This is a genomic window from Pseudomonas sp. TE3552 (assembly GCF_056278945.1).
Map to the genome: position 1 here is coordinate 1176288 of NZ_JBWBQJ010000001.1, position 18711 is coordinate 1194998.

The window sequence follows — 18711 nt, forward strand, 5'->3', positions numbered from 1 at the left end:
TTATCAACGCTGTTCTAGCATCGATTCCATGACCTGAACAACTCCTCTGAACCCAGTCAAAAAGGTAGAGCTGCCATGGATTTCGCTTATTCGCCCAAGGTCCAGGAACTGCGTGAGCGCGTGACCGCGTTCATGGACACCTACGTTTACCCCGCCGAAGCGGTGTTCGAACGCCAGGTCGCCGAGGGCGATCGCTGGCAGCCGACGGCGATCATGGAAGAACTCAAACTCAAGGCCAAGGCTGAAGGTCTGTGGAATTTGTTTCTGCCTGAGTCCGAACTCGGCGCCGGCCTGACCAACCTGGAGTACGCGCCATTGGCGGAAATCATGGGCCGCTCGCTGCTCGGTCCTGAACCGTTCAACTGTTCTGCGCCGGACACCGGCAACATGGAAGTGCTGGTGCGTTACGCCAATGAAGAACAGAAGCAACGCTGGCTCGAACCGCTGCTGCGCGGCGAGATTCGCTCGGCGTTCGCCATGACTGAGCCGGACGTGGCCTCGTCTGATGCCACCAACATGGCCGCCCGCGCTGTGCGTGATGGCGACGAATGGGTGATCAACGGCAAGAAATGGTGGACCTCTGGCGCCTGCGATCCACGCTGCAAGATCCTGATCTTCATGGGCCTGAGCAATCCGGATGCGCCGCGCCATGCGCAGCACTCGATGATTCTGGTGCCGGTGGATACCCCAGGCGTGAAGATTGTGCGTCCGCTGCCGGTGTTCGGTTACGACGATGCGCCTCACGGCCACGCCGAAGTACTGTTCGAAAACGTACGGGTGCCGTATGAAAACGTCCTGCTGGGTGAAGGACGCGGCTTCGAAATCGCTCAGGGACGTCTCGGCCCGGGCCGGATTCACCACTGCATGCGTTCGATCGGCATGGCTGAGCGTGCGCTGGAGTTGATGTGCAAGCGTGCGGTCAACCGCACCGCGTTCGGCAAACCCTTGGCGCGTCTGGGCGGCAACATCGACAAGATCGCCGACTCGCGGATGGAGATCGACATGGCGCGACTGCTGACGTTGAAAGCGGCGTACATGATGGACACCGTCGGCAACAAGGTGGCGAAGAGCGAGATCGCGCAGATCAAAGTGGTCGCACCGAACGTGGCGTTGCGAGTGATTGATCGGGCAATCCAGATCCATGGCGGGGCAGGGGTTTCCAACGATTTCCCGCTGGCCTACATGTATGCCATGCAACGCACCCTGCGCCTGGCCGACGGCCCGGACGAAGTGCACCGCGCGGCGATTGGCAAGTTCGAGATTGGCAAATATGTACCGAAAGAAATGATGCGCAGCGGTCAGTAAGACTGGTGGGCTTTTGTGGCAAGGGAGCTTGCTCCCGCTGGGGCGCGAAGCGGCCCTAAAATACGGCAATCCGGTTGTTTCAGATGTACCGGATCGCCTGGTTTTACGGCTGCTTTGCAGCCGAGCGGGAGCAAGCTCCCTCGCCACAGTTGTTCGCACTCCGTTTCAATACACCCAAACCTCAACCCGCCGATTCCTGATCCGCCCCTCATCTCCGCTGTTGGCCGCCACCGGCATCTCGGCGCCAAAACCGCGTATCTCGCGAAACACCACACCGCTTTTCACCAGTTCTCGCCGCACCGCCATGGCCCGCAGTTTCGACAGCAGGTCAGCCCGCATTGGGTCGCTCTTGGCGTCGCCAAACCCTACCAGCGTCACCTGTCGATTGGTTTTGTCGTGCTGCTTTATATAGTCGAGTACCCGCGACAGGTCCCGTCGGGCCTTGTTGTCCAGCGTTGCGCTGCCTTCTTCGAAACGGAAATTCACGGTCAGCCGCTGAGCATGGCGGCTGAGTGCCTGATACCCCTCAGGCATCAGTGCATTCGGCGTGACGGCCATGGCCTGAACGGTCTGGGCGATAAAACCATTGGCCGCGACGATCGCCTGGCCTTCGCTGCTTTGGGCAAACTTCACCAAGGCCTTGGCCCAGGGATTGTTCCCGTTCGGAGGCAGGTAAAAGAACAGTCGCCGGGACAGCGGGTAATCTTCCGTCGCGATCAAGCTATTGAGCGGTAGCATGGCCTGGGAGCCGCCATCGACAATGGCCACGGCTTTGGCTTGGCGCACATAAGGCAAACCGATGAAACCGATGCCTTGCGGGTCGAGACTGACTGCGTCGGACAATTGCTCGCTGGATTCGAACCGTTTCGCGTTGCCGCTAAGCGTTTTCCCACGCGAGCTGAGGACCAGTTCCTTGAATGTGTCGTAGGTGCCCGATTGGTCATCCCGCGCGTACAGATGAATTGTCCCACCGCTGCCGCCGAGTTCTTCCCAGGTTTTCGCTTCACCGCTGAAGATTCGCGCCAGTTGTTCGGTGTTGAGTTGCTTCAGCAGGTTTTGCGGGTGAAGGATAATCGCCAGTCCGTCGATGGCGATGACTTGCTCGGCAGCCGGGCTTTTCAGGTCGCCCAGCGGTTCAAGATCCACCCGTTCGCTGTCCTTGATCGGGCGCGACGAAGCCGCGAGATCGGCCCAGGCATTTTTCAAGGCTTTGAACCCGGTACTGGAGCCGTGGGCCGCGACCTCCACCTCGACTCGGCGTCCCTGAACGGTTTCGCCGACGATGCGTTGTTCGTTGGCTTTGTCCGGGGCTTCGCGGTGAATCTTGAGCAGGCCCTGTTCATGCATCAACCCTTCGACCAGCGCCGGGCCCAATGCCGCGCCAATGGTGTTGGAGCCCTGAATGCGCAGCACCGGGCCACGATCGGGCGTCGGCAAATCGCCGGCCGACACCGTCAATGGCAGCATGGCGGCGAGCATCGACAGGAACAACACGCGCAGCGTCATGCGGCACCTTATTAAGCCAAGGAAAGTGCCGGGGAGAATAAGTCAGTAAGGTTTCTGAACGATGACAGTTTTCAAATGTGGGAGCGAGCCTGCTCGCGATGGCGGACTGTCAGCCAACAGCCATGTTGAATGTCACTTCCTTATCGCGAGCAGGCTCGCTCCCATAGTAGATTTCGCTTGAACTTTGGATTATCAGCTCAACTCAAGCCAGATCGGCGCGTGATCGGAGGGCTTTTCCATTGCGCGCAGATCGTAATCCACGCCGGCATCCTTCACGCGCGGCAACAAACCATGGGATGCCATGATCAGGTCAATCCGCAGCCCGCGCTTGGGCTCATCTTCAAAGCCGCGGCTACGGTAGTCAAACCAGCTGAAGCGGTCGGCAACGTCCGGGTTCAGGTGACGGAAGCTGTCCACCAGGCCCCAGTTTTTCAGGCGAGCCATCCATTCGCGTTCTTCGGGCAGGAAGCTGCACTTGCCGGTTTTCAGCCAGCGTTTCATGTTGTCCGGGCCGATACCGATGTCGCAGTCTTCTGGGGAAATGTTTACATCACCCATCACCACAAGCGGCTGATCGTTACTGAACTGGCTTTCCAGCAACTGCTGCAAGTCGTTGTAGAAACGTTGCTTGGCCGGGAACTTGGTGGGGTGATCACGGCTTTCGCCCTGTGGGAAATAGCCGTTCATGATGGTTACCGGCACGCCATTGGCGTCGGCGAAAGTGCCCCAGATGAAACGCCGCTGAGCGTCTTCTTCGTCAGTGACGAAACCTTTGTGCAGCGCAATCGGCTCCTGGCGCGAGAGCAGGGCCACGCCGTAGTGACTCTTTTGCCCGTGGAAATACACGTGATAACCCAGCGCCTGAACCTCGGCCAGGGGGAACTGATCGTCGTGGACCTTGGTTTCCTGCAACCCGATCACATCCGGTTGATGCTTTTCAATCAGCGCTGCCAGCTGATGCGGGCGAGCGCGCAGCCCGTTGATGTTGAAGGAAACGATCTTCATGGTCGGCAGTCCTGGCAAAAATGCGATGCTAGCTGACATGTAGGAATGGGGCCAGCCTTGGGGTGAGGGGATTCGTTGTGTTCTGTCAGAGATGTGTTGGCAGATCGGGCCTCTTCGCGGTCGATGAAGGTCCCGGCTTGGTCTATACCTGTCTGGGGAACTGTGAAACCACCCAAGGGCTCGTACCAATAAGAGCGCAGCCATCCGAGCCGCGCCCCAGGGAGATCTGCCGTTATGCCCGAAACCTCGACCGCCATCGCCGATATTCACATGCTCGACAGCGGCTATTCTCGCGAAGCACGCTCCCTTTTGTACCAGGCATACCGGCACGAGCCAACGTTCGGCTACCTGTTCGAGGCCGAGCGCCCCGGTTATGAACAGCGGGTACGAGCGACGGTGCGCGAGCTGATCAAACAACACTTTATCCAGGATTTGCCGGCCATCGGCCTGCTGGTCAACGACCGTTTGATCGGCATCGCCCTGATCGCACCGCCGCAACGCCGCCTGGGCATCACCGAAAGTTGGGCCTGGCGTCTGCGGATGGTTCTCAGCACCGGGTTTCGCTGCACCCGCCGCTACCTCGATTACCACGCCGCCGTGATGGCGTGCGTGCCGTCCGATTCGGTGCATGTCCTGCCGTTGCTGGGGGTTCATCCGCAATTCCAGGGTAAGCACTTCGGCGAACAATTGCTGCAGGCGGTCCATAACTGGTGCGCGGTCGATGAACACTCCCAGGGCGTGATCCTCGACACCGGGAATCCTCGTTATCTGGAGTTCTATAAGCGTCAGGGCTATGAGGAAATCGGCGAAGTGGCCGTAGGACCGATTCGTGAGCACGTGTTTTTCCACGCCAACCCGCAGGTGTTACAAACAGCAACGGCATAAGGGTAGAACTTTCGCGGCAGGTCAGGCTCTATCAGGCTCCCAAGCTCGTGATAGCATCCGCGCTATGAAGTTTCCCGGAAGATTTACCAGTGGCGTGTTGATGCTGATCTCCAGCTGCGCGGCGCTGGCGCAAAGTGAATTGGATGTGCGGATCAAACCGTCCAACGATGAACTGAAAGCCAATATAGAAGGCTATATCGGTAGCCTCGGCGATCGCGATGAAGAAGCCTTGCTGCGCTTCAGTCGCGGCGCCGAAGAACAGGCGCGCAAGGCCGCCCAGGCCTTGGGTTATTACCAGCCGCAAATCGACAGCGACGTGAAGGGCGGCAAGACGCCGCGCCTGGTGCTGAACATCGATCCCGGCGAGCCGATCCATTTGCGCAACGTCATGGTGCGTGTCGAGGGGCCTGCGGCCGACCTCAAATCCTTTCGTGTACCGAAAAGCGACCTGTTGAAACCTGGCGCGGTGCTTAACCATGGCCGTTACGAAGACGCCAAGCGGATGATCCAGAACCAGGCCTCGCGCTTCGGCTTTTTCAGTGGACGCTTCACTCGTCAGAAATTGTTGGTGGACCCGCGGGCGGGCGTTGCCGACATCGAATTGATCTACGACAGCGGCCCGCGCTATGCACTGGGCAAGGTCAGTTTTGAAGGCGACACGCCGTTCGACGAAGACCTGCTGCAACGCATGGTGCCGTTCAAGGCCGGTACGCCCTACGACTCCGAATTGATCGCCGAACTCAATCAGGCGCTGCAATCGAGCGGTTATTTCGAAGGTGTGCGCGTCGACGCAGCGCCAACTGCCTCCAAGGACGACGTGATCCCGGTGGCGGTCAAGCTCGACACCCGCAAGCCACGAACCATGGGGCTCGGCTTGGGTTTTTCCACCGACGTCGGCCCGCGAATCAAGGCCAACTGGACCCGGCACTGGGTCAACCCGCAAGGCGACAGCTATGGTTGGGAAGCCGAACTGTCGGCACCGCGGCAGAACGTCGGGGTGTTTTACGACATTCCCCTGGACCCACCACTGACCGACAAACTGCGCTGGGCCGCTGGCTATCAGTATGAAGAAATCGCTGGCACCGACTCCCTCAGCAAGCTGCTGACCCTCGGCCCCGAATGGCACAGCAAGTTGCCCAGCGGCTGGCAGCGGGTGGTGTCGCTCAAGTGGCAACGCGAGGAATACACACTCGGTGACGACTCGGGGCTCAGTACCTTGCTGATGCCCGGCGTGAGCTATTCGTACCTGAAAAGCGACAACCGCATCGACCCGCACAACGGCTATCGCCTGCAATTCGAAACCAAAGTCGCCAAGGAAGGATTGGGTTCGGACACCAACTTGATCTACGGCACGGCGCTGGTCAAAGGCCTGACCACGGTCTTCGATAAACACCGCTTCCTCGGTCGGGTACAAGTCGGCGGCAGCGCCACCAATGGTTACAAATCGGTGCCGCCGTCGCTGCGCTTCTTCGCCGGTGGCGATCAGAGCGTGCGCGGTTACGACTACCAGAGCCTGTCCCCGGAAAACTCCGATGGCGACCGTATCGGTGGCCGTTACATGGTGGCCGGCAGCGTCGAGTATCAATATTCCATCGCCGAAAAATGGCGGGTCGCAACCTTCATCGACCAAGGCAACTCCTTCAATACACTTGAACTGCCGAACCTCAAGACCGGTGTCGGTATTGGCGTGCGCTGGGTCTCGCCGGTGGGGCCGATTCGCCTCGACCTGGCCCACGCGATGGACGACGACGGCGGCATTCGACTGCACTTTTCCATGGGGCCTGAACTGTGAAGCGTGGTTTGAAACTAACGCTGCTGGCGATTCCGGCGCTGTTGATGCTGATCGTGCTGACACTGGTCGCCGTGCTGGGCACTCCGACGGGCAGCCGTTGGGCGCTCGGGTTAGTGCCGGGTTTGACCGCGGAGAATTTCCAGGGCCGTTTGGGAGGACAGTGGAGCGCCGATCATCTGCTGTGGCAGCAGGACAGCAGTCGGGTTGAGCTGAACAAAGCAATTTTCGCCTGGTCGCCGCTGTGCCTGATGCGCATGACGCTGTGCATCGAGCAATTGCAGGCCGAGCAGGTCAGCCTGCAATTCCCGCCGGGCGAGGAAGAACCAGGCAGCGGCCCGATCAGTCTGCCGGACTTGAAATTGCCCTTGGCGATCGAGCTGGGCGAGGTCAAGGTCGGCCGTCTGCTGTTCAACGGCAGCGAAGAACTCAAGGGCCTGCAACTGGCGGCGCACTGGACGGCGAAAGGCTTGCAGATTGATTCTGTACAATTGCAGCGCGACGACCTTAGCCTGAACCTCTCCGGACTGCTGCAACCCAGCGGCAACTGGCCGCTGACCGCCGAAGGCAAACTGACGCTGTCGGCGCCCGAGCCTTGGACACTGGCCCTGAAGGTCGATGGCGATCTACTGAAAACCCTGAACCTGACAGCCGACAGTAGCGGCTACCTGAACGGACAACTGACCGGCGAACTGCAACCGCTGGTGGAAAACCTGCCGGCCAAAGTGCGCATCACCGCCGACGGCTTCAAGGCCAGCGCCGATCTACCGGATACCCTGCAACTCAATCAACTGGAACTCACCGGCGACGGCGACCTGAAAAACGGCTACCAGTTGCTCGGCAAGGCCACGCTGCCCGCAGAACAAGGCCCGGTTGCGTTGTTGCTGCAAGGCAAGGTCGACGCCAAGGGCGCGCAGATCGCCGGGCTCGACCTGATGGCCAACGACAAACAAAGCCTCAAGCTCACCGGGCAACTGGATTGGAGCAAAGGCCTCAGTGCCGAAGCGAAAATCGACTGGCTGGACTTCCCCTGGCACCGCCTCTATCCGCTGATCGACGAGCCGCAAGTGGCACTGCGCAGCTTCAACGGTGAAGTCTCCTACACCGACGGCAACTACATCGGTAATTTCAAGGCCGCGCTGGATGGCCCGGCCGGGGCGTTCAGCCTGAACAGCCCGTTCAGCGGCGACCTGACGAAAATCTACCTGCAACAATTCCAACTCGAAGCCGGGCAGGGCAAGGCCGAAGGCCACCTGAACCTGCAATTCGCCGATGGCATTGCCTGGGACACCGCACTGGACCTGTCGGCGATCAATCCGGCGTACTGGATGGCGCAATTGCCGGGCACACTGGCCGGGCCGTTGCGCAGCAAAGGCGAGATGAAGAACGATCAGCTCAGCCTGAGCGCCGACCTGGATTTGAAAGGCAAACTGCGCGGCCAACCGGCGGTGATCCAGGCCAAGGCCGATGGCGCCGGCGAGCAGTGGAACCTCAGTACCTTGCAGATTCGCCTCGGCGACAACAGCATCAACGGCAAGGGCAGCCTGCAACAGAAACTGGCCGGGCAGGTCGACATTAAAATGCCGCGCCTGGCCCAGCTCTGGCCGCAACTGCGCGGTCAGCTCAATGGCCGGGTCGATGTCGCCGGCACGCTCAAGGCGCCACAAGGCAAACTCGGCCTGCAAGGTACGCAACTGGCATTCGAAGACAATCGCCTGCAAAGCCTCAATCTGGATGCCACCCTCGACAGCGCCCAACGGGCGAAAATCGACTTCAGGGGCAGCGGCATTCAAACAGGCGATACGTCGCTGGGCACGTTGACCGCCAGTGCCCAGGGCGATATCAAACAGCAGAAACTCGCCCTCGACCTGCAAGGACCGAAGCTGAAACTGGCGCTCGGTCTCGACGGCACACTGGATAAGGGTAACTGGCGCGGGCGTCTGGCCAGTGGCGATATCCAGGCTGGCGGTCAGGACTGGAAGCTGCAAAATCCGGCGAAGCTCGAGCGGTTGGCGGACGGCCAAATCAACTTCGGCGCCCATTGCTGGATGTCCGGCCCGGCTAGCCTGTGCGGCGAAGACCAGCGCCTGATGCCTGAGCCGAAGCTGCGTTATCACCTCAAGCAATTCCCGATCGACAGTCTGGCGCAGTGGTTGCCGAAGGATTTTGCCTGGAAGGGCAAGCTCAACGCCGACCTGCAACTGGACTTGCCGGCCAGCGGTCCGAACGGCCAGATCAGCGTCGATGCCAGCGGCGGCACGTTGCGCATGAAGGAAAAGGATCAGTGGCTGGATTTCCCGTACCAGACCCTGAAGCTCACCAGCAAACTCACGCCAAAACGCATCGACACCGACCTCAACTTTGTCGGCGGCAAGCTCGGTGAGCTGATGCTCCAGGCGCAGATCAACCCGCTGCCGAAGAACAAACCGCTGTCCGGTTCATTCCGCCTCAGTGGTCTGGACTTGTCCGTGGCGCGACCGTTTGTGCCGATGGTCGAGAAACTCACTGGGCACTTGAACGGCAGCGGCACGCTCTCCGGAGGGTTGTTGGCGCCGCTGGTCAACGGCAATCTTGAGCTGCGCGACGGTGAAATCTCCGGGCCTGAACTGCCGATGGCGTTCGAAGCCTTGCAACTTCAAGCCGTGATTGTCGGCGAAACCGTACAACTGAACGGCGGCTGGAAAAGTGGCAAGAGCGGGCAGGGCAGCCTCAATGGCAACATCGCCTGGGGTCAGGCGCTGGCGGTGGATCTGGCGCTCAAGGGTTCGCAGTTGCCGGTCACTGTCGAACCCTACGCCGCGCTGGAAGTCGCACCAGACCTGAAAATTTCCATGAAGGACGACAAACTGGCGATCGTCGGCAAGGTGCTGGTGCCCAAGGGCGACATCACCGTGCGCGAGCTGCCGCCGTCGACGGTCAAGGTCTCCGATGACACGGTAATCGTCGGTCAGCAGACCGAAGAGGGCAAACCGCCGATGGCCATGGCGATGGACATCGATGTGGTGGTCGGGCAGGACAAACTCAGCTTTGCCGGGTTCGGCCTCACTGCCAACGTGCAAGGCCAGGTGCACATCGGCGACAACATGGACACCCGTGGCGAACTGTGGCTCAACGACGGGCGTTATCGCGCCTACGGACAGCGACTGACGGTGCGCCGGGCGCGTCTGCTGTTCGCAGGCCCCATCGATCAGCCGTATCTGGACATCGAAGCGATTCGCCAGACCGACGATGTGATCGCCGGCATTCGCCTGAGCGGCAGCGCTGAGCAGCCGACCACGCAGATCTTTTCCGAGCCGGCGATGAGTCAGGAGCAGGCGTTGTCCTATCTGGTGCTGGGTCGCCCATTGAGTACCACCGGTGAAGACAACAACATGCTCGCGCAAGCCGCCCTCGGCTTGGGCTTGATGGGCAGTTCGGGGGTGACCAGCGGACTGGCCAAGGACCTGGGCATTCAGGATTTCCAGCTCGATACCCAGGGCAGCGGTACCAGCACCGCCGTAGTGGCCAGCGGCAACATCTCGGAAAAACTCAGCCTGCGTTATGGCGTCGGCGTGTTCGAACCGGCCAACACCATTGCCTTGCGCTACAAACTGAGTAAAAAGGTCTACCTCGAAGCCGCCAGCGGCGTAGCCAGTTCGCTGGACATCTTCTACAAGCGGGATTTCTAACCCCCTGCACGATTCCTGTGGCGAGGGGGCTTGCCCCCGTTGGGCCGCGTAGCGGCCCCAAAACTTGCCACTTCATTCTTTCTGAAACCCTGCAAATCGAAAAGCGACGACTGCTTCGCAGCCGAACGGGGCGGTGCGGCGTTCCGACAAGCCCCCTCTCCACAGGAATTGTGGTCGTCGTTCGACAGCCATTTATCAGTCAAATACAAAGCAACCTAACTATTACGTTGACATTCGCTGCCTAGGCAGTAATATCTCGACATGCATTCTCTGCCTAGGCAGCTAATTGGTGGACAGATGAAACATTTCTCCTCATACGATTTCCATAATTGCCATCTTGGCCTCTTGCTCGGCCGCGCCGCGCTGCTCAAGGACCGGATCATCGACACGCACATGGAACCCCACGGCATCACCGCCGCGCAGTTCAAAGTGCTGATCATCATGGCCCAGTTCGGCGTCGATACGCCGGCCGAGCTGTGCCGTCACTTGTCCCTGGACAGCGGCTCGATGACCCGCATGCTCGATCGTCTGGAACAAAAAGGCTTTCTCGCCCGCCAACGCTCCGAGGCCGACCGCCGTCAGGTGCAACTGGTGCTGACCGAACAAGGCCAGCAGTTGACTGACCGTCTACCGGAAATCGGTGCCGACGCCATGAACGAACTGGCTGGCGCCATCACCCCGGAAGAATTGAAAACCCTCGAACAGATCCTGAAGAAAATTCTGGTAGCGGCGGGCGACTCGATCACCCTGCTGCGGGTAGGTGGCCATGAACAGTAAAAGCCTGCGTAGCGGACTGAGCCTGGTGCTGTTGGCCATGAGCCTCGCCGGTTGCGCCAGTTACAGCGGCTTGAACACCGAAGGCGTCAGCCTCGATGCGAAAAATCTCAAGGCCGGGCAATCCCTCAACGGCGTAACCCTGTCACCCGCGGCCTGGCCGAAAAGCGACTGGTGGAAAAACCTCGGCGACCCGCAGCTCGACGGCCTGATCCGCGAAGCCTTGCACGACAGCCCCGACATGCAAATCGCCGACGCCCGCGCTCATCAGGCCAGCGCCGCTGCCTATGCCGCCGACGCCGCCCGGATGCCGACCCTCGATGCCAGCGCCGGTGTCAGCCGTTCGCGTCTGGCTCGTGATCAGGACCCGAGCGGGCAGGGTGGCACCTATTCCACCGTGCGCAACGTTGGTGCCACTTTCAATTACAACTTCGACCTCTGGGGCGGTCAGCGCGATGCCTGGGAAGCCGCATTGGGCCAGGCCCGTGCCGCCGAAGTCGATCAGCAGGCCGCGCAATTGACCTTGTCCGCCGACGTCGCCCGCGCCTACAGCGATTTGGGGCAGGCGCACATCATCCATGACCTGGCCAACGAAGACCTCAAGCGCACCAAACAAATGCTCGACCTCAGCCAGCGTCGCCTGAGTTCGGGAATCGACAGTCAGTACCAGTTCCAGCAGACCGAAAGTCTTGAAGCCAGCGCCGAAGCCAGCCTGATCGACGCCGAGAAGCGCCTGCAAAGCGCGAAAATCGCATTGGCGGTGCTGCTGGGCAAAGGCCCGGATCGCGGTAACGAAATCGCCCGGCCGAAAGTCCTTCAGGCCAGCGCCGTGGCGTTGCCATCGGTGTTGCCAGCGGAATTGCTCGGTCGTCGCCCGGACCTGGTGGCGGCACGCTGGCGGGTTGAAGCCGCGAGCAAAAATATCGCGGCGAGCAAGACCCGGTTTTACCCCAACCTCAACCTGAGCGCGGCGGCGGGTGTCGAGTCGTTGCTGGGAGATGCGATGTTCGGTTCCGCCAGTCGCTTCTTCAACATCGCGCCGACGATCTCGGTGCCGATTTTCGATGGAGGCCGCTTGCGTGCCGACCTCGATTCCCGCGATGCCGATTACGACCTCGCGGTGGCGCAGTACAACAAAAGCCTGGTGAAAGCCCTGGGCGATGTCAGCGACACGATCAACCAGTTGCACGATATCGGCCGGCAAATCGGTGCCCAGCAACACGCCACCGATATTGCCCAGGATTCTTACAACACCGTGGTCCAGCGCTACGGTTCCGGCATCGGGAATTACCTGGACGTACTCAGCATCGAGCAGCAATTGCTCCAGGCCCAGCGTCAGCTGGCCAACCTGAATGCCGAGCAGATCGATCTGTCGATCCAACTGATGCAGGCGCTGGGTGGCGGCTTTCAGGGCGAAACCCTGACCGCCGCCAACGCATCCCCAGCCACGCAGCACAACTAATTCAAGGTACTTGTCATGGCCACTGCCGATGCAACCCCTGCTCCAACTAATAAAGAGTCTGACGACACTCAAGACACGAACAATCCGCGTAAGCGCAAAGTGATGCTGTCTATCCTCACGATCATGGTGATCCTCGCCGGAGCCGGCGTCTGGGGTTATCACCAATTCTTCGGTCGCTGGAGCGAAAGCACCGACGACGCCTACGTGAACGGCAACGTGGTGGAAATCACTCCGCTGGTCACTGGCACGGTGGTGAGCATTGGCGCCGATGATGGCGATCTGGTCCACGAAGGCCAGGTGCTGGTCAACTTCGACCCGAACGACGCTGAAGTCGGTCTGCAAAGTGCCCAGGCCAATCTGGCCCGCACCGTGCGCCAGGTGCGCGGCTTGTACAGCAATGTCGACGGCATGAAAGCCCAGGTCAATGCCCAGCAGGCCGAAGTGCAAAAGGCCCAGGACAACTTCAATCGGCGGAAAAACCTCGCCGCCGGCGGGGCGATTTCCCAGGAAGAACTGTCCCACGCTCGCGACGACCTGACCTCGGCGCAGAACGCCCTGGCCAACGCCCAACAGCAGCTCAAGACCACCAGCGCGCTAGTGGATGACACCGTGGTGTCGTCGCACCCGGACGTGATGTCCGCCGCCGCGCAATTGCGTCAGGCATATCTGAACAACGCTCGCAGCACCTTGATTGCGCCGGTCACCGGTTACGTGGCCAAACGTACCGTGCAACTCGGCCAGCGTGTCCAGCCGGGCACGGCGTTGATGGCGGTGATCCCACTGGATCAGCTGTGGATCGACGCCAACTTCAAGGAAACCCAGCTGCGTGACATGGCGTATCGGTCAGCCGGTAGACATCGAGGCCGACCTCTACGGCAGCGACGTCAAATACAGCGGCACCATCGACAGCCTTGGCGCCGGTACCGGCAGCGCGTTTGCCTTGCTGCCGGCGCAGAACGCCACCGGTAACTGGATCAAAATCGTGCAGCGGGTGCCGGTGCGGATTCACATCAACGCCGAAGAATTGGCCAAACACCCGTTGCGGGTCGGCCTGTCGACTCAGGTGGATGTGAACCTGCGCGATCAGAGCGGCCCGGTGCTGGCACAACAGCCACCGCAAAAGGCCTCGTTCAGCACCAGCATTTATGTCCGTCAGTTGGCCGAGGCCGATGCGATGATCACCCAGTTGATCCACGACAACAGCGCCGCGGTCAGCAAAACCGCGCAACGCTGATTCGCCATCACACCGACCCTGTGGGAGCAAGCCTTTGTGGCGAGGGAGCTTGCTCCCGCTGGGTCGCGAAGCGACCCCAAAAGCTCTGCGACTGCTTCGCAGCCGAGCGGGAGCAAGCTCCCTCGCCACAAAAGCTCGCTCCCATAAGGTCAGCTGCGTCAGTAACAGGCGCCGTGCCAATCCCGCTCCAAAAAATTCAGCTCCAAAGGATTCGCGATGAGCAATAACGCCTCTTTCTCGCCGCCCAGCCTGGTACTCAGCACCATCGGCCTGTCGCTGGCGACTTTCATGCAGGTGCTCGACACCACCATCGCCAACGTGGCGCTGCCGACGATTTCCGGCAACCTGGGCGTGAGTTCGGAGCAGGGCACTTGGGTGATCACCTCGTTTGCCGTGAGCAACGCCATCGCGCTGCCGCTGACCGGTTGGCTCAGCCGGCGTTTCGGTGAAGTGAAGCTGTTTCTCTGGGCGACGATGCTGTTCGTGCTGGCCTCGTTTCTGTGCGGCATCTCGACCTCGATGCCGGAGCTGATCGGCTTTCGGGTGCTGCAAGGCCTGGTGGCCGGGCCGTTGTACCCGATGACCCAGACGCTGTTGATCGCGGTCTATCCGCCCGCCAGGCGCGGCATGGCCCTGGCGTTGTTGGCGATGGTCACGGTGGTGGCGCCGATTGCCGGCCCGATCCTTGGTGGCTGGATCACCGACAGTTACAGCTGGCCGTGGATTTTCTTTATCAACGTGCCGATCGGGATTTTCGCGGTGATGGTGGTGCGCCAACAACTCAAGGCGCGTCCGGTGGTGACCAGTTACCAACCGATGGATTACGTCGGTTTGATCACCTTGATCATCGGCGTCGGTGCGCTGCAGGTGATCCTCGACAAGGGCAATGACCTGGACTGGTTCGAGTCGAACTTCATCATTATCGGCGCGGCTATTTCAGTGATTGCGCTGGCGGTGTTCGTGATCTGGGAAATGACCGACAAGCATCCGGTGGTCAACCTGCGGCTGTTCGCTTACCGCAACTTCCGCATCGGCACCATTGTGCTGGTGGGCGGTTACGCCGGGTTCTTCGGCATCAACCTGATTCTGCCGCAGTGGCTGCAAACCCAGATGGGCTACACCGCCACCTGGGCCGGGCTGGCAGTAGCGCCGATCGGCATTCTGCCGGTGCTGTTGTCGCCGTTTGTCGGTAAGTATGCGCATAAGTTCGACCTGCGACTGCTGGCCGGTGGCGCGTTCCTGTGCATCGGTTTGAGTTGCTTCATGCGCGCCGGGTTTACCAACGAGGTGGACTTCCAGCACATTGCGTTGGTGCAGCTGTTCATGGGTATCGGCGTGGCGTTGTTCTTCATGCCGACCTTGAGCATTTTGATGTCGGACCTGCCGCCGAGCCAGATTGCCGACGGCGCGGGACTGGCGACCTTCCTGCGGACCCTGGGCGGTAGCTTTGCGGCGTCGTTGACCACCTGGATCTGGATTCGCCGGGCCGATCAGCACCATGCGTATTTGAGTGAAAGCATCACCACCTATGAGCCGGCAACCCGGGAGGCGTTGAACACGCTGGGCGGGGCGGGCAACCCGGCCTACGCGCAGCTGGATCATGTGTTGACCAGTCAGGCATACATGCTCTCCACCGTGGATTACTTCACGTTGCTGGGGTGGGCGTTCATGGGCTTGATTCTGTTGGTATGGCTGGCAAAACCGCCGTTTGCGGCGAAGGCGGGGCCTGCAGCGGCCGGGCACTAAGCGCAGCGCGGTTAATGTGGGAGCGAGCCTGCTCGCGATAGCGGTAGATCAGTCAACATGGATGTTGAACATGAATCCGCCATCGCGAGCAGGCTCGCTCCCACAAGGTTTTGTGTTCGGTCGTTAGTTAGCGGGTGCTGCCAGTTGCGGTGGCGGGGTGAAGTCGAAAGGCGCCAGTGCAAACCCTTGCTCATCCACCTGCAACGCCCAGCCCTGACGATCCCAATCCCCCAACACAATGCGTTTGGCCGCCTGCTCGCCAATCTGCAGCTTGTGGATGGCGGGGCGATGGGTGTGGCCGTGGATCAAGGTTTTCACGCCATATTGCTGCATGACCCGCGGCACTTCTTCCGGTGTGACATCAACAATGTCATTGGCCTTCATCCGCACCTGCGCACGGCTTTCACTGCGCAGCTTGCGCGCCAGTTTATGGCGTGTGCGCAAGGGCAGGTGCCGCAGGATAAACAGGGTGATCGGGTTGCGCAGGTAACGTCGCAGCTTCATATAGCCGACGTCGCGGGTGCAGAGGCTGTCACCGTGCATCAACAGCACTGGCTCGCCGTAAAACTGCACGACACTCGGGTCCTTCAGCAACGTACAGCCGGCCTGTTTACAGAAGGCCTTGCCGAGCATGAAGTCGCGATTGCCGTGCATCAGAAAGATGGCCGTGCCGCTGTCACTGAGATCGCGCAGGGCCTGGCAGATGGAACGCTGGAACGGCGTCATGGCATCGTCGCCAATCCACGCCTCGAAAAAGTCGCCCAGAATGTACAACGCACTCGCCGAGCGGGCGCGTCCGGCGAGCAAATCCAGAAACGCCCGGGTAATGTCCGGGCGCTCCTCTTCCAGATGCAAGTCTGAAATCAGCAGTATCACTCAATGATCTCGGCTTTCTCGATGATCACGTCGTCTGCAGGTACGTCCTGGTGACCGGCCTTGGAGGTGGTGGCCACGCCTTTGATCTTGTCGACTACGTCGGTGCCTTCAACCACTTCGCCGAATACCGCGTAGCCCCAGCCCTGAACGGTCTTGGCGCTGTGGTTCAAGAAGCTGTTGTCGGCCACGTTGATGAAGAATTGCGCGGACGCCGAATGCGGCTCCATGGTGCGGGCCATGGCAACGCTGTACTTCTTGTTCGGCAGGCCGTTGTCCGCTTCGTTCTGGATGCTTGGGCGCTTGTCTTTCTTTTCTTTCATGCCTGGCTCGAAACCGCCGCCCTGGATCATGAAGTTACCGATGACGCGGTGGAAAACAGTGTTTTCGTAGTGACCGGCTTTGACGTATTCGATGAAGTTGGCAACGGTCAGCGGTGCCTTTTCAGCGTTCAGTTGCAGGACGATGTCGCCGAAGTTGGTAGACAGTTTGACTTGGGTCATGATGGGTACTCATTCTAGGAATTCGTGGGTTTCGGGGCTCTACAGCCCTCAACCGGTCCGGCCAGTGTCGGCCAAGGCACGCAGTTTAGCGTGCCGGGCGCGAATTTCGAGGCTGTTTTTCATTGCTGGCCGATTAAATGCAACCGATTGCCGGCCCGCTCTGTCAGCCACTTGACAGCATCGGCTATGATAAGCCCCTTTGATTTATAACAGCCGCTTTGATTTGGCCAATTGGCCGCGCACTTGTACGTTCAAGGATCCTATGAGCAAGCCCACTGTCGACCCTACCTCGAATTCCAAGACCGGCCCTGCCGTGCCGGTCAACTTCCTGCGCCCGATCATCCAGGCGGACCTGGACTCGGGTAAGCACACGCAGATCGTTACTCGTTTCCCGCCTGAGCCCAACGGCTACCTGCACATCGGTCACGCCAAGTCGATCTGTGTGAACTTCGGTCTGGCCCAGGAATTCGGCGGCGTCACTCACCTGCGTTTCGACGACACCAACCCGGCCAAGGAAGACCAGGAATACATCGACGCGATCGAAAGCGACGTCAAATGGCTGGGCTTCGAATGGTCCGGTGAAGTGCGCTATGCCTCGCAGTATTTCGACCAGTTGCACGACTGGGCGGTAGAGCTGATCAAGGCCGGCAAGGCCTATGTCGACGACCTGACCCCTGAACAGGCCAAGGAATACCGTGGCAGCCTGACCGAGCCGGGCAAGAACAGCCCGTTCCGCGATCGCAGCGTCGAAGAAAACCTGGACTGGTTCGCCCGCATGCGCGCCGGCGAATTCCCGGACGGCGCACGTGTGCTGCGGGCCAAGATCGACATGGCCTCGCCGAACATGAACCTGCGCGACCCGATCATGTATCGCATCCGTCACGCGCATCACCACCAGACGGGTGACAAGTGGTGCATCTACCCGAACTACGACTTCACCCACGGTCAGTCGGACGCCCTCGAAGGCATCACCCATTCGATCTGCACCCTGGAGTTCGAAAGCCACCGTCCGTTGTACGACTGGTTCCTCGACAACCTGCCAGTGCCGGCGCACCCGCGTCAGTACGAGTTCAGCCGCCTGAATCTGAACTACACCATCACCAGTAAGCGCAAGCTCAAGCAGCTCGTGGACGAGAAACACGTCAATGGCTGGGACGATCCGCGCATGTCCACGCTGTCGGGCTTCCGCCGCCGTGGCTACACGCCGAAATCGATCCGCAACTTCTGCGAGATGATCGGCACCAACCGTTCCGACGGCGTGGTCGACTTCGGCATGCTCGAATTCAGCATCCGTGACGACCTCGATCACAGCGCCCCGCGCGCCATGTGCGTGCTGCGTCCGCTGAAGGTCGTGATCACCAACTACCCGGAAGGTCAGGTCGAAAACCTCGAATTGGCGTGCCACCCGAAAGAAGACATGGGCGTGCGCGTTCTACCGTTCGCTCGTGAGCTCTATATCGACCGTGAAGACTTCATGGAAGAGCCGCCAAAAGGCTACAAACGCCTGGAGCCGAACGGCGAAGTGCGTCTGCGCGGCAGCTACGTGATCCGTGCCGACGAAGCGATCAAGGACGCCGATGGCAACATCGTCGAACTGCGTTGCTCGTACGATCCGCAAACCCTGGGCAAGAACCCTGAAGGCCGCAAGGTCAAAGGCGTGGTGCACTGGGTGCCGGCCGCCGCCAGCGTCGAGTGCGAAGTGCGTTTGTACGATCGCCTGTTCCGTTCGGCCAACCCTGAAAAGGCCGAAGACAGCGCCAGTTTCCTGGACAACATCAACCCTGACTCGCTGCAAGTTCTCACTGGTTGTCGTGCCGAGCCTTCGCTGGGCAATGCACAACCGGAAGACCGTTTCCAGTTCGAGCGCGAAGGTTACTTCGTCGCGGATATCAAGGACTCGAAACCGGGCGCTCCGGTATTCAACCGTACCGTGACCTTGCGTGATTCGTGGGGCCAGTGAT

At 60.3% G+C, this 18711-nt stretch carries 12 protein-coding genes and 1 pseudogene; 9 read left to right on the forward strand and 4 right to left on the reverse strand.

Going from position 1 to position 18711, the window contains the following annotated elements:
• Window positions 1-75: 75 nt before the first annotated feature.
• Entirely contained in the window at window positions 76-1305 is a 1230-nt protein-coding gene (locus ACZ9BB_RS05090; RefSeq protein ID WP_030130892.1) for an acyl-CoA dehydrogenase, read from the forward strand.
• Between the two features lie 165 nt (window positions 1306-1470).
• Here the strand turns inward: ACZ9BB_RS05090 and ACZ9BB_RS05095 are convergent, their stop codons facing one another.
• The gene (locus ACZ9BB_RS05095) at window positions 1471-2811 is read right to left on the reverse strand and encodes a substrate-binding domain-containing protein (protein ID WP_476212807.1); all 1341 of its coding nucleotides are present in this window, start codon (window positions 2809-2811) and stop codon (window positions 1471-1473) included.
• 192 nt (window positions 2812-3003) lie between these two features.
• Complete coding sequence (gene xthA / locus ACZ9BB_RS05100; RefSeq protein ID WP_476212808.1) at window positions 3004-3816, reverse strand: exodeoxyribonuclease III; 813 nt, start codon at window positions 3814-3816, stop codon at window positions 3004-3006.
• Between the two features lie 234 nt (window positions 3817-4050).
• Here xthA and ACZ9BB_RS05105 point away from each other — a divergent pair, with 234 nt between their 5' ends.
• From ACZ9BB_RS05105 to ACZ9BB_RS05135, 7 genes and pseudogenes are all read left to right on the forward strand, one after another.
• A complete protein-coding gene (locus ACZ9BB_RS05105) occupies window positions 4051-4701 on the forward strand; it encodes a GNAT family N-acetyltransferase (RefSeq protein ID WP_476212809.1) in 651 nt (216 codons plus the stop codon).
• Between the two features lie 64 nt (window positions 4702-4765).
• Window positions 4766-6493, forward strand: coding sequence for an autotransporter assembly complex protein TamA (locus tag ACZ9BB_RS05110; protein ID WP_476212810.1), 1728 nt, complete (start codon window positions 4766-4768; stop codon window positions 6491-6493).
• Window positions 6490-10158: a translocation/assembly module TamB domain-containing protein gene (locus ACZ9BB_RS05115; RefSeq protein WP_476212811.1), complete on the forward strand. Its 3669-nt coding sequence runs from the start codon at window positions 6490-6492 to the stop codon at window positions 10156-10158. The genes ACZ9BB_RS05110 and ACZ9BB_RS05115 overlap by 4 nt, the downstream gene beginning before the upstream one ends.
• A gap of 297 nt (window positions 10159-10455) precedes the next feature.
• Window positions 10456-10935: a MarR family winged helix-turn-helix transcriptional regulator gene (locus ACZ9BB_RS05120; protein WP_476212812.1), complete on the forward strand. Its 480-nt coding sequence runs from the start codon at window positions 10456-10458 to the stop codon at window positions 10933-10935.
• The gene (locus ACZ9BB_RS05125) at window positions 10925-12394 is read left to right on the forward strand and encodes an efflux transporter outer membrane subunit (protein WP_476212813.1); all 1470 of its coding nucleotides are present in this window, start codon (window positions 10925-10927) and stop codon (window positions 12392-12394) included. The genes ACZ9BB_RS05120 and ACZ9BB_RS05125 overlap by 11 nt, the downstream gene beginning before the upstream one ends.
• A 15-nt stretch (window positions 12395-12409) precedes the next feature.
• Window positions 12410-13628, forward strand: a pseudogene (locus ACZ9BB_RS05130) (EmrA/EmrK family multidrug efflux transporter periplasmic adaptor subunit).
• Window positions 13629-13844: 216 nt separating this feature from the next.
• Window positions 13845-15374 (forward strand): DHA2 family efflux MFS transporter permease subunit, encoded by a 1530-nt coding sequence (locus tag ACZ9BB_RS05135; RefSeq protein ID WP_476212814.1) that lies wholly within the window; start codon window positions 13845-13847, stop codon window positions 15372-15374.
• A 123-nt stretch (window positions 15375-15497) separates the two neighbouring features.
• On the opposite strand, the gene lpxH is transcribed toward ACZ9BB_RS05135, so the two are convergent.
• Both lpxH and ACZ9BB_RS05145 read right to left on the reverse strand, forming a co-directional pair.
• Complete coding sequence (gene lpxH, locus ACZ9BB_RS05140) at window positions 15498-16250, reverse strand: UDP-2,3-diacylglucosamine diphosphatase (RefSeq protein WP_476212815.1); 753 nt, start codon at window positions 16248-16250, stop codon at window positions 15498-15500.
• Window positions 16247-16750: a peptidylprolyl isomerase gene (locus ACZ9BB_RS05145; RefSeq protein WP_064618823.1), complete on the reverse strand. Its 504-nt coding sequence runs from the start codon at window positions 16748-16750 to the stop codon at window positions 16247-16249. Before ACZ9BB_RS05145 ends, lpxH begins: the two co-directional genes overlap by 4 nt.
• A gap of 262 nt (window positions 16751-17012) precedes the next feature.
• Here ACZ9BB_RS05145 and ACZ9BB_RS05150 point away from each other — a divergent pair, with 262 nt between their 5' ends.
• Window positions 17013-18710 (forward strand): glutamine--tRNA ligase/YqeY domain fusion protein, encoded by a 1698-nt coding sequence (locus tag ACZ9BB_RS05150; RefSeq protein ID WP_476212816.1) that lies wholly within the window; start codon window positions 17013-17015, stop codon window positions 18708-18710.
• Window position 18711: the final 1 nt, after the last annotated feature.

Bases quoted from the DNA above. Each gene is read 5' to 3' on its own strand.
- ACZ9BB_RS05090 (WP_030130892.1), top strand. From the start codon at position 76: ATGGATTTCGCTTATTCGCCCAAGGTCCAGGAACTGCGTGAGCGCGTG.
- ACZ9BB_RS05095 (WP_476212807.1), bottom strand. From the start codon at position 2,811: ATGACGCTGCGCGTGTTGTTCCTGTCGATGCTCGCCGCCATGCTGCCA.
- xthA (WP_476212808.1), bottom strand. From the start codon at position 3,816: ATGAAGATCGTTTCCTTCAACATCAACGGGCTGCGCGCTCGCCCGCAT.
- ACZ9BB_RS05105 (WP_476212809.1), top strand. From the start codon at position 4,051: ATGCCCGAAACCTCGACCGCCATCGCCGATATTCACATGCTCGACAGC.
- ACZ9BB_RS05110 (WP_476212810.1), top strand. From the start codon at position 4,766: ATGAAGTTTCCCGGAAGATTTACCAGTGGCGTGTTGATGCTGATCTCC.
- ACZ9BB_RS05120 (WP_476212812.1), top strand. From the start codon at position 10,456: ATGAAACATTTCTCCTCATACGATTTCCATAATTGCCATCTTGGCCTC.
- ACZ9BB_RS05125 (WP_476212813.1), top strand. From the start codon at position 10,925: ATGAACAGTAAAAGCCTGCGTAGCGGACTGAGCCTGGTGCTGTTGGCC.
- ACZ9BB_RS05135 (WP_476212814.1), top strand. From the start codon at position 13,845: ATGAGCAATAACGCCTCTTTCTCGCCGCCCAGCCTGGTACTCAGCACC.
- ACZ9BB_RS05145 (WP_064618823.1), bottom strand. From the start codon at position 16,750: ATGACCCAAGTCAAACTGTCTACCAACTTCGGCGACATCGTCCTGCAA.
- ACZ9BB_RS05150 (WP_476212816.1), top strand. From the start codon at position 17,013: ATGAGCAAGCCCACTGTCGACCCTACCTCGAATTCCAAGACCGGCCCT.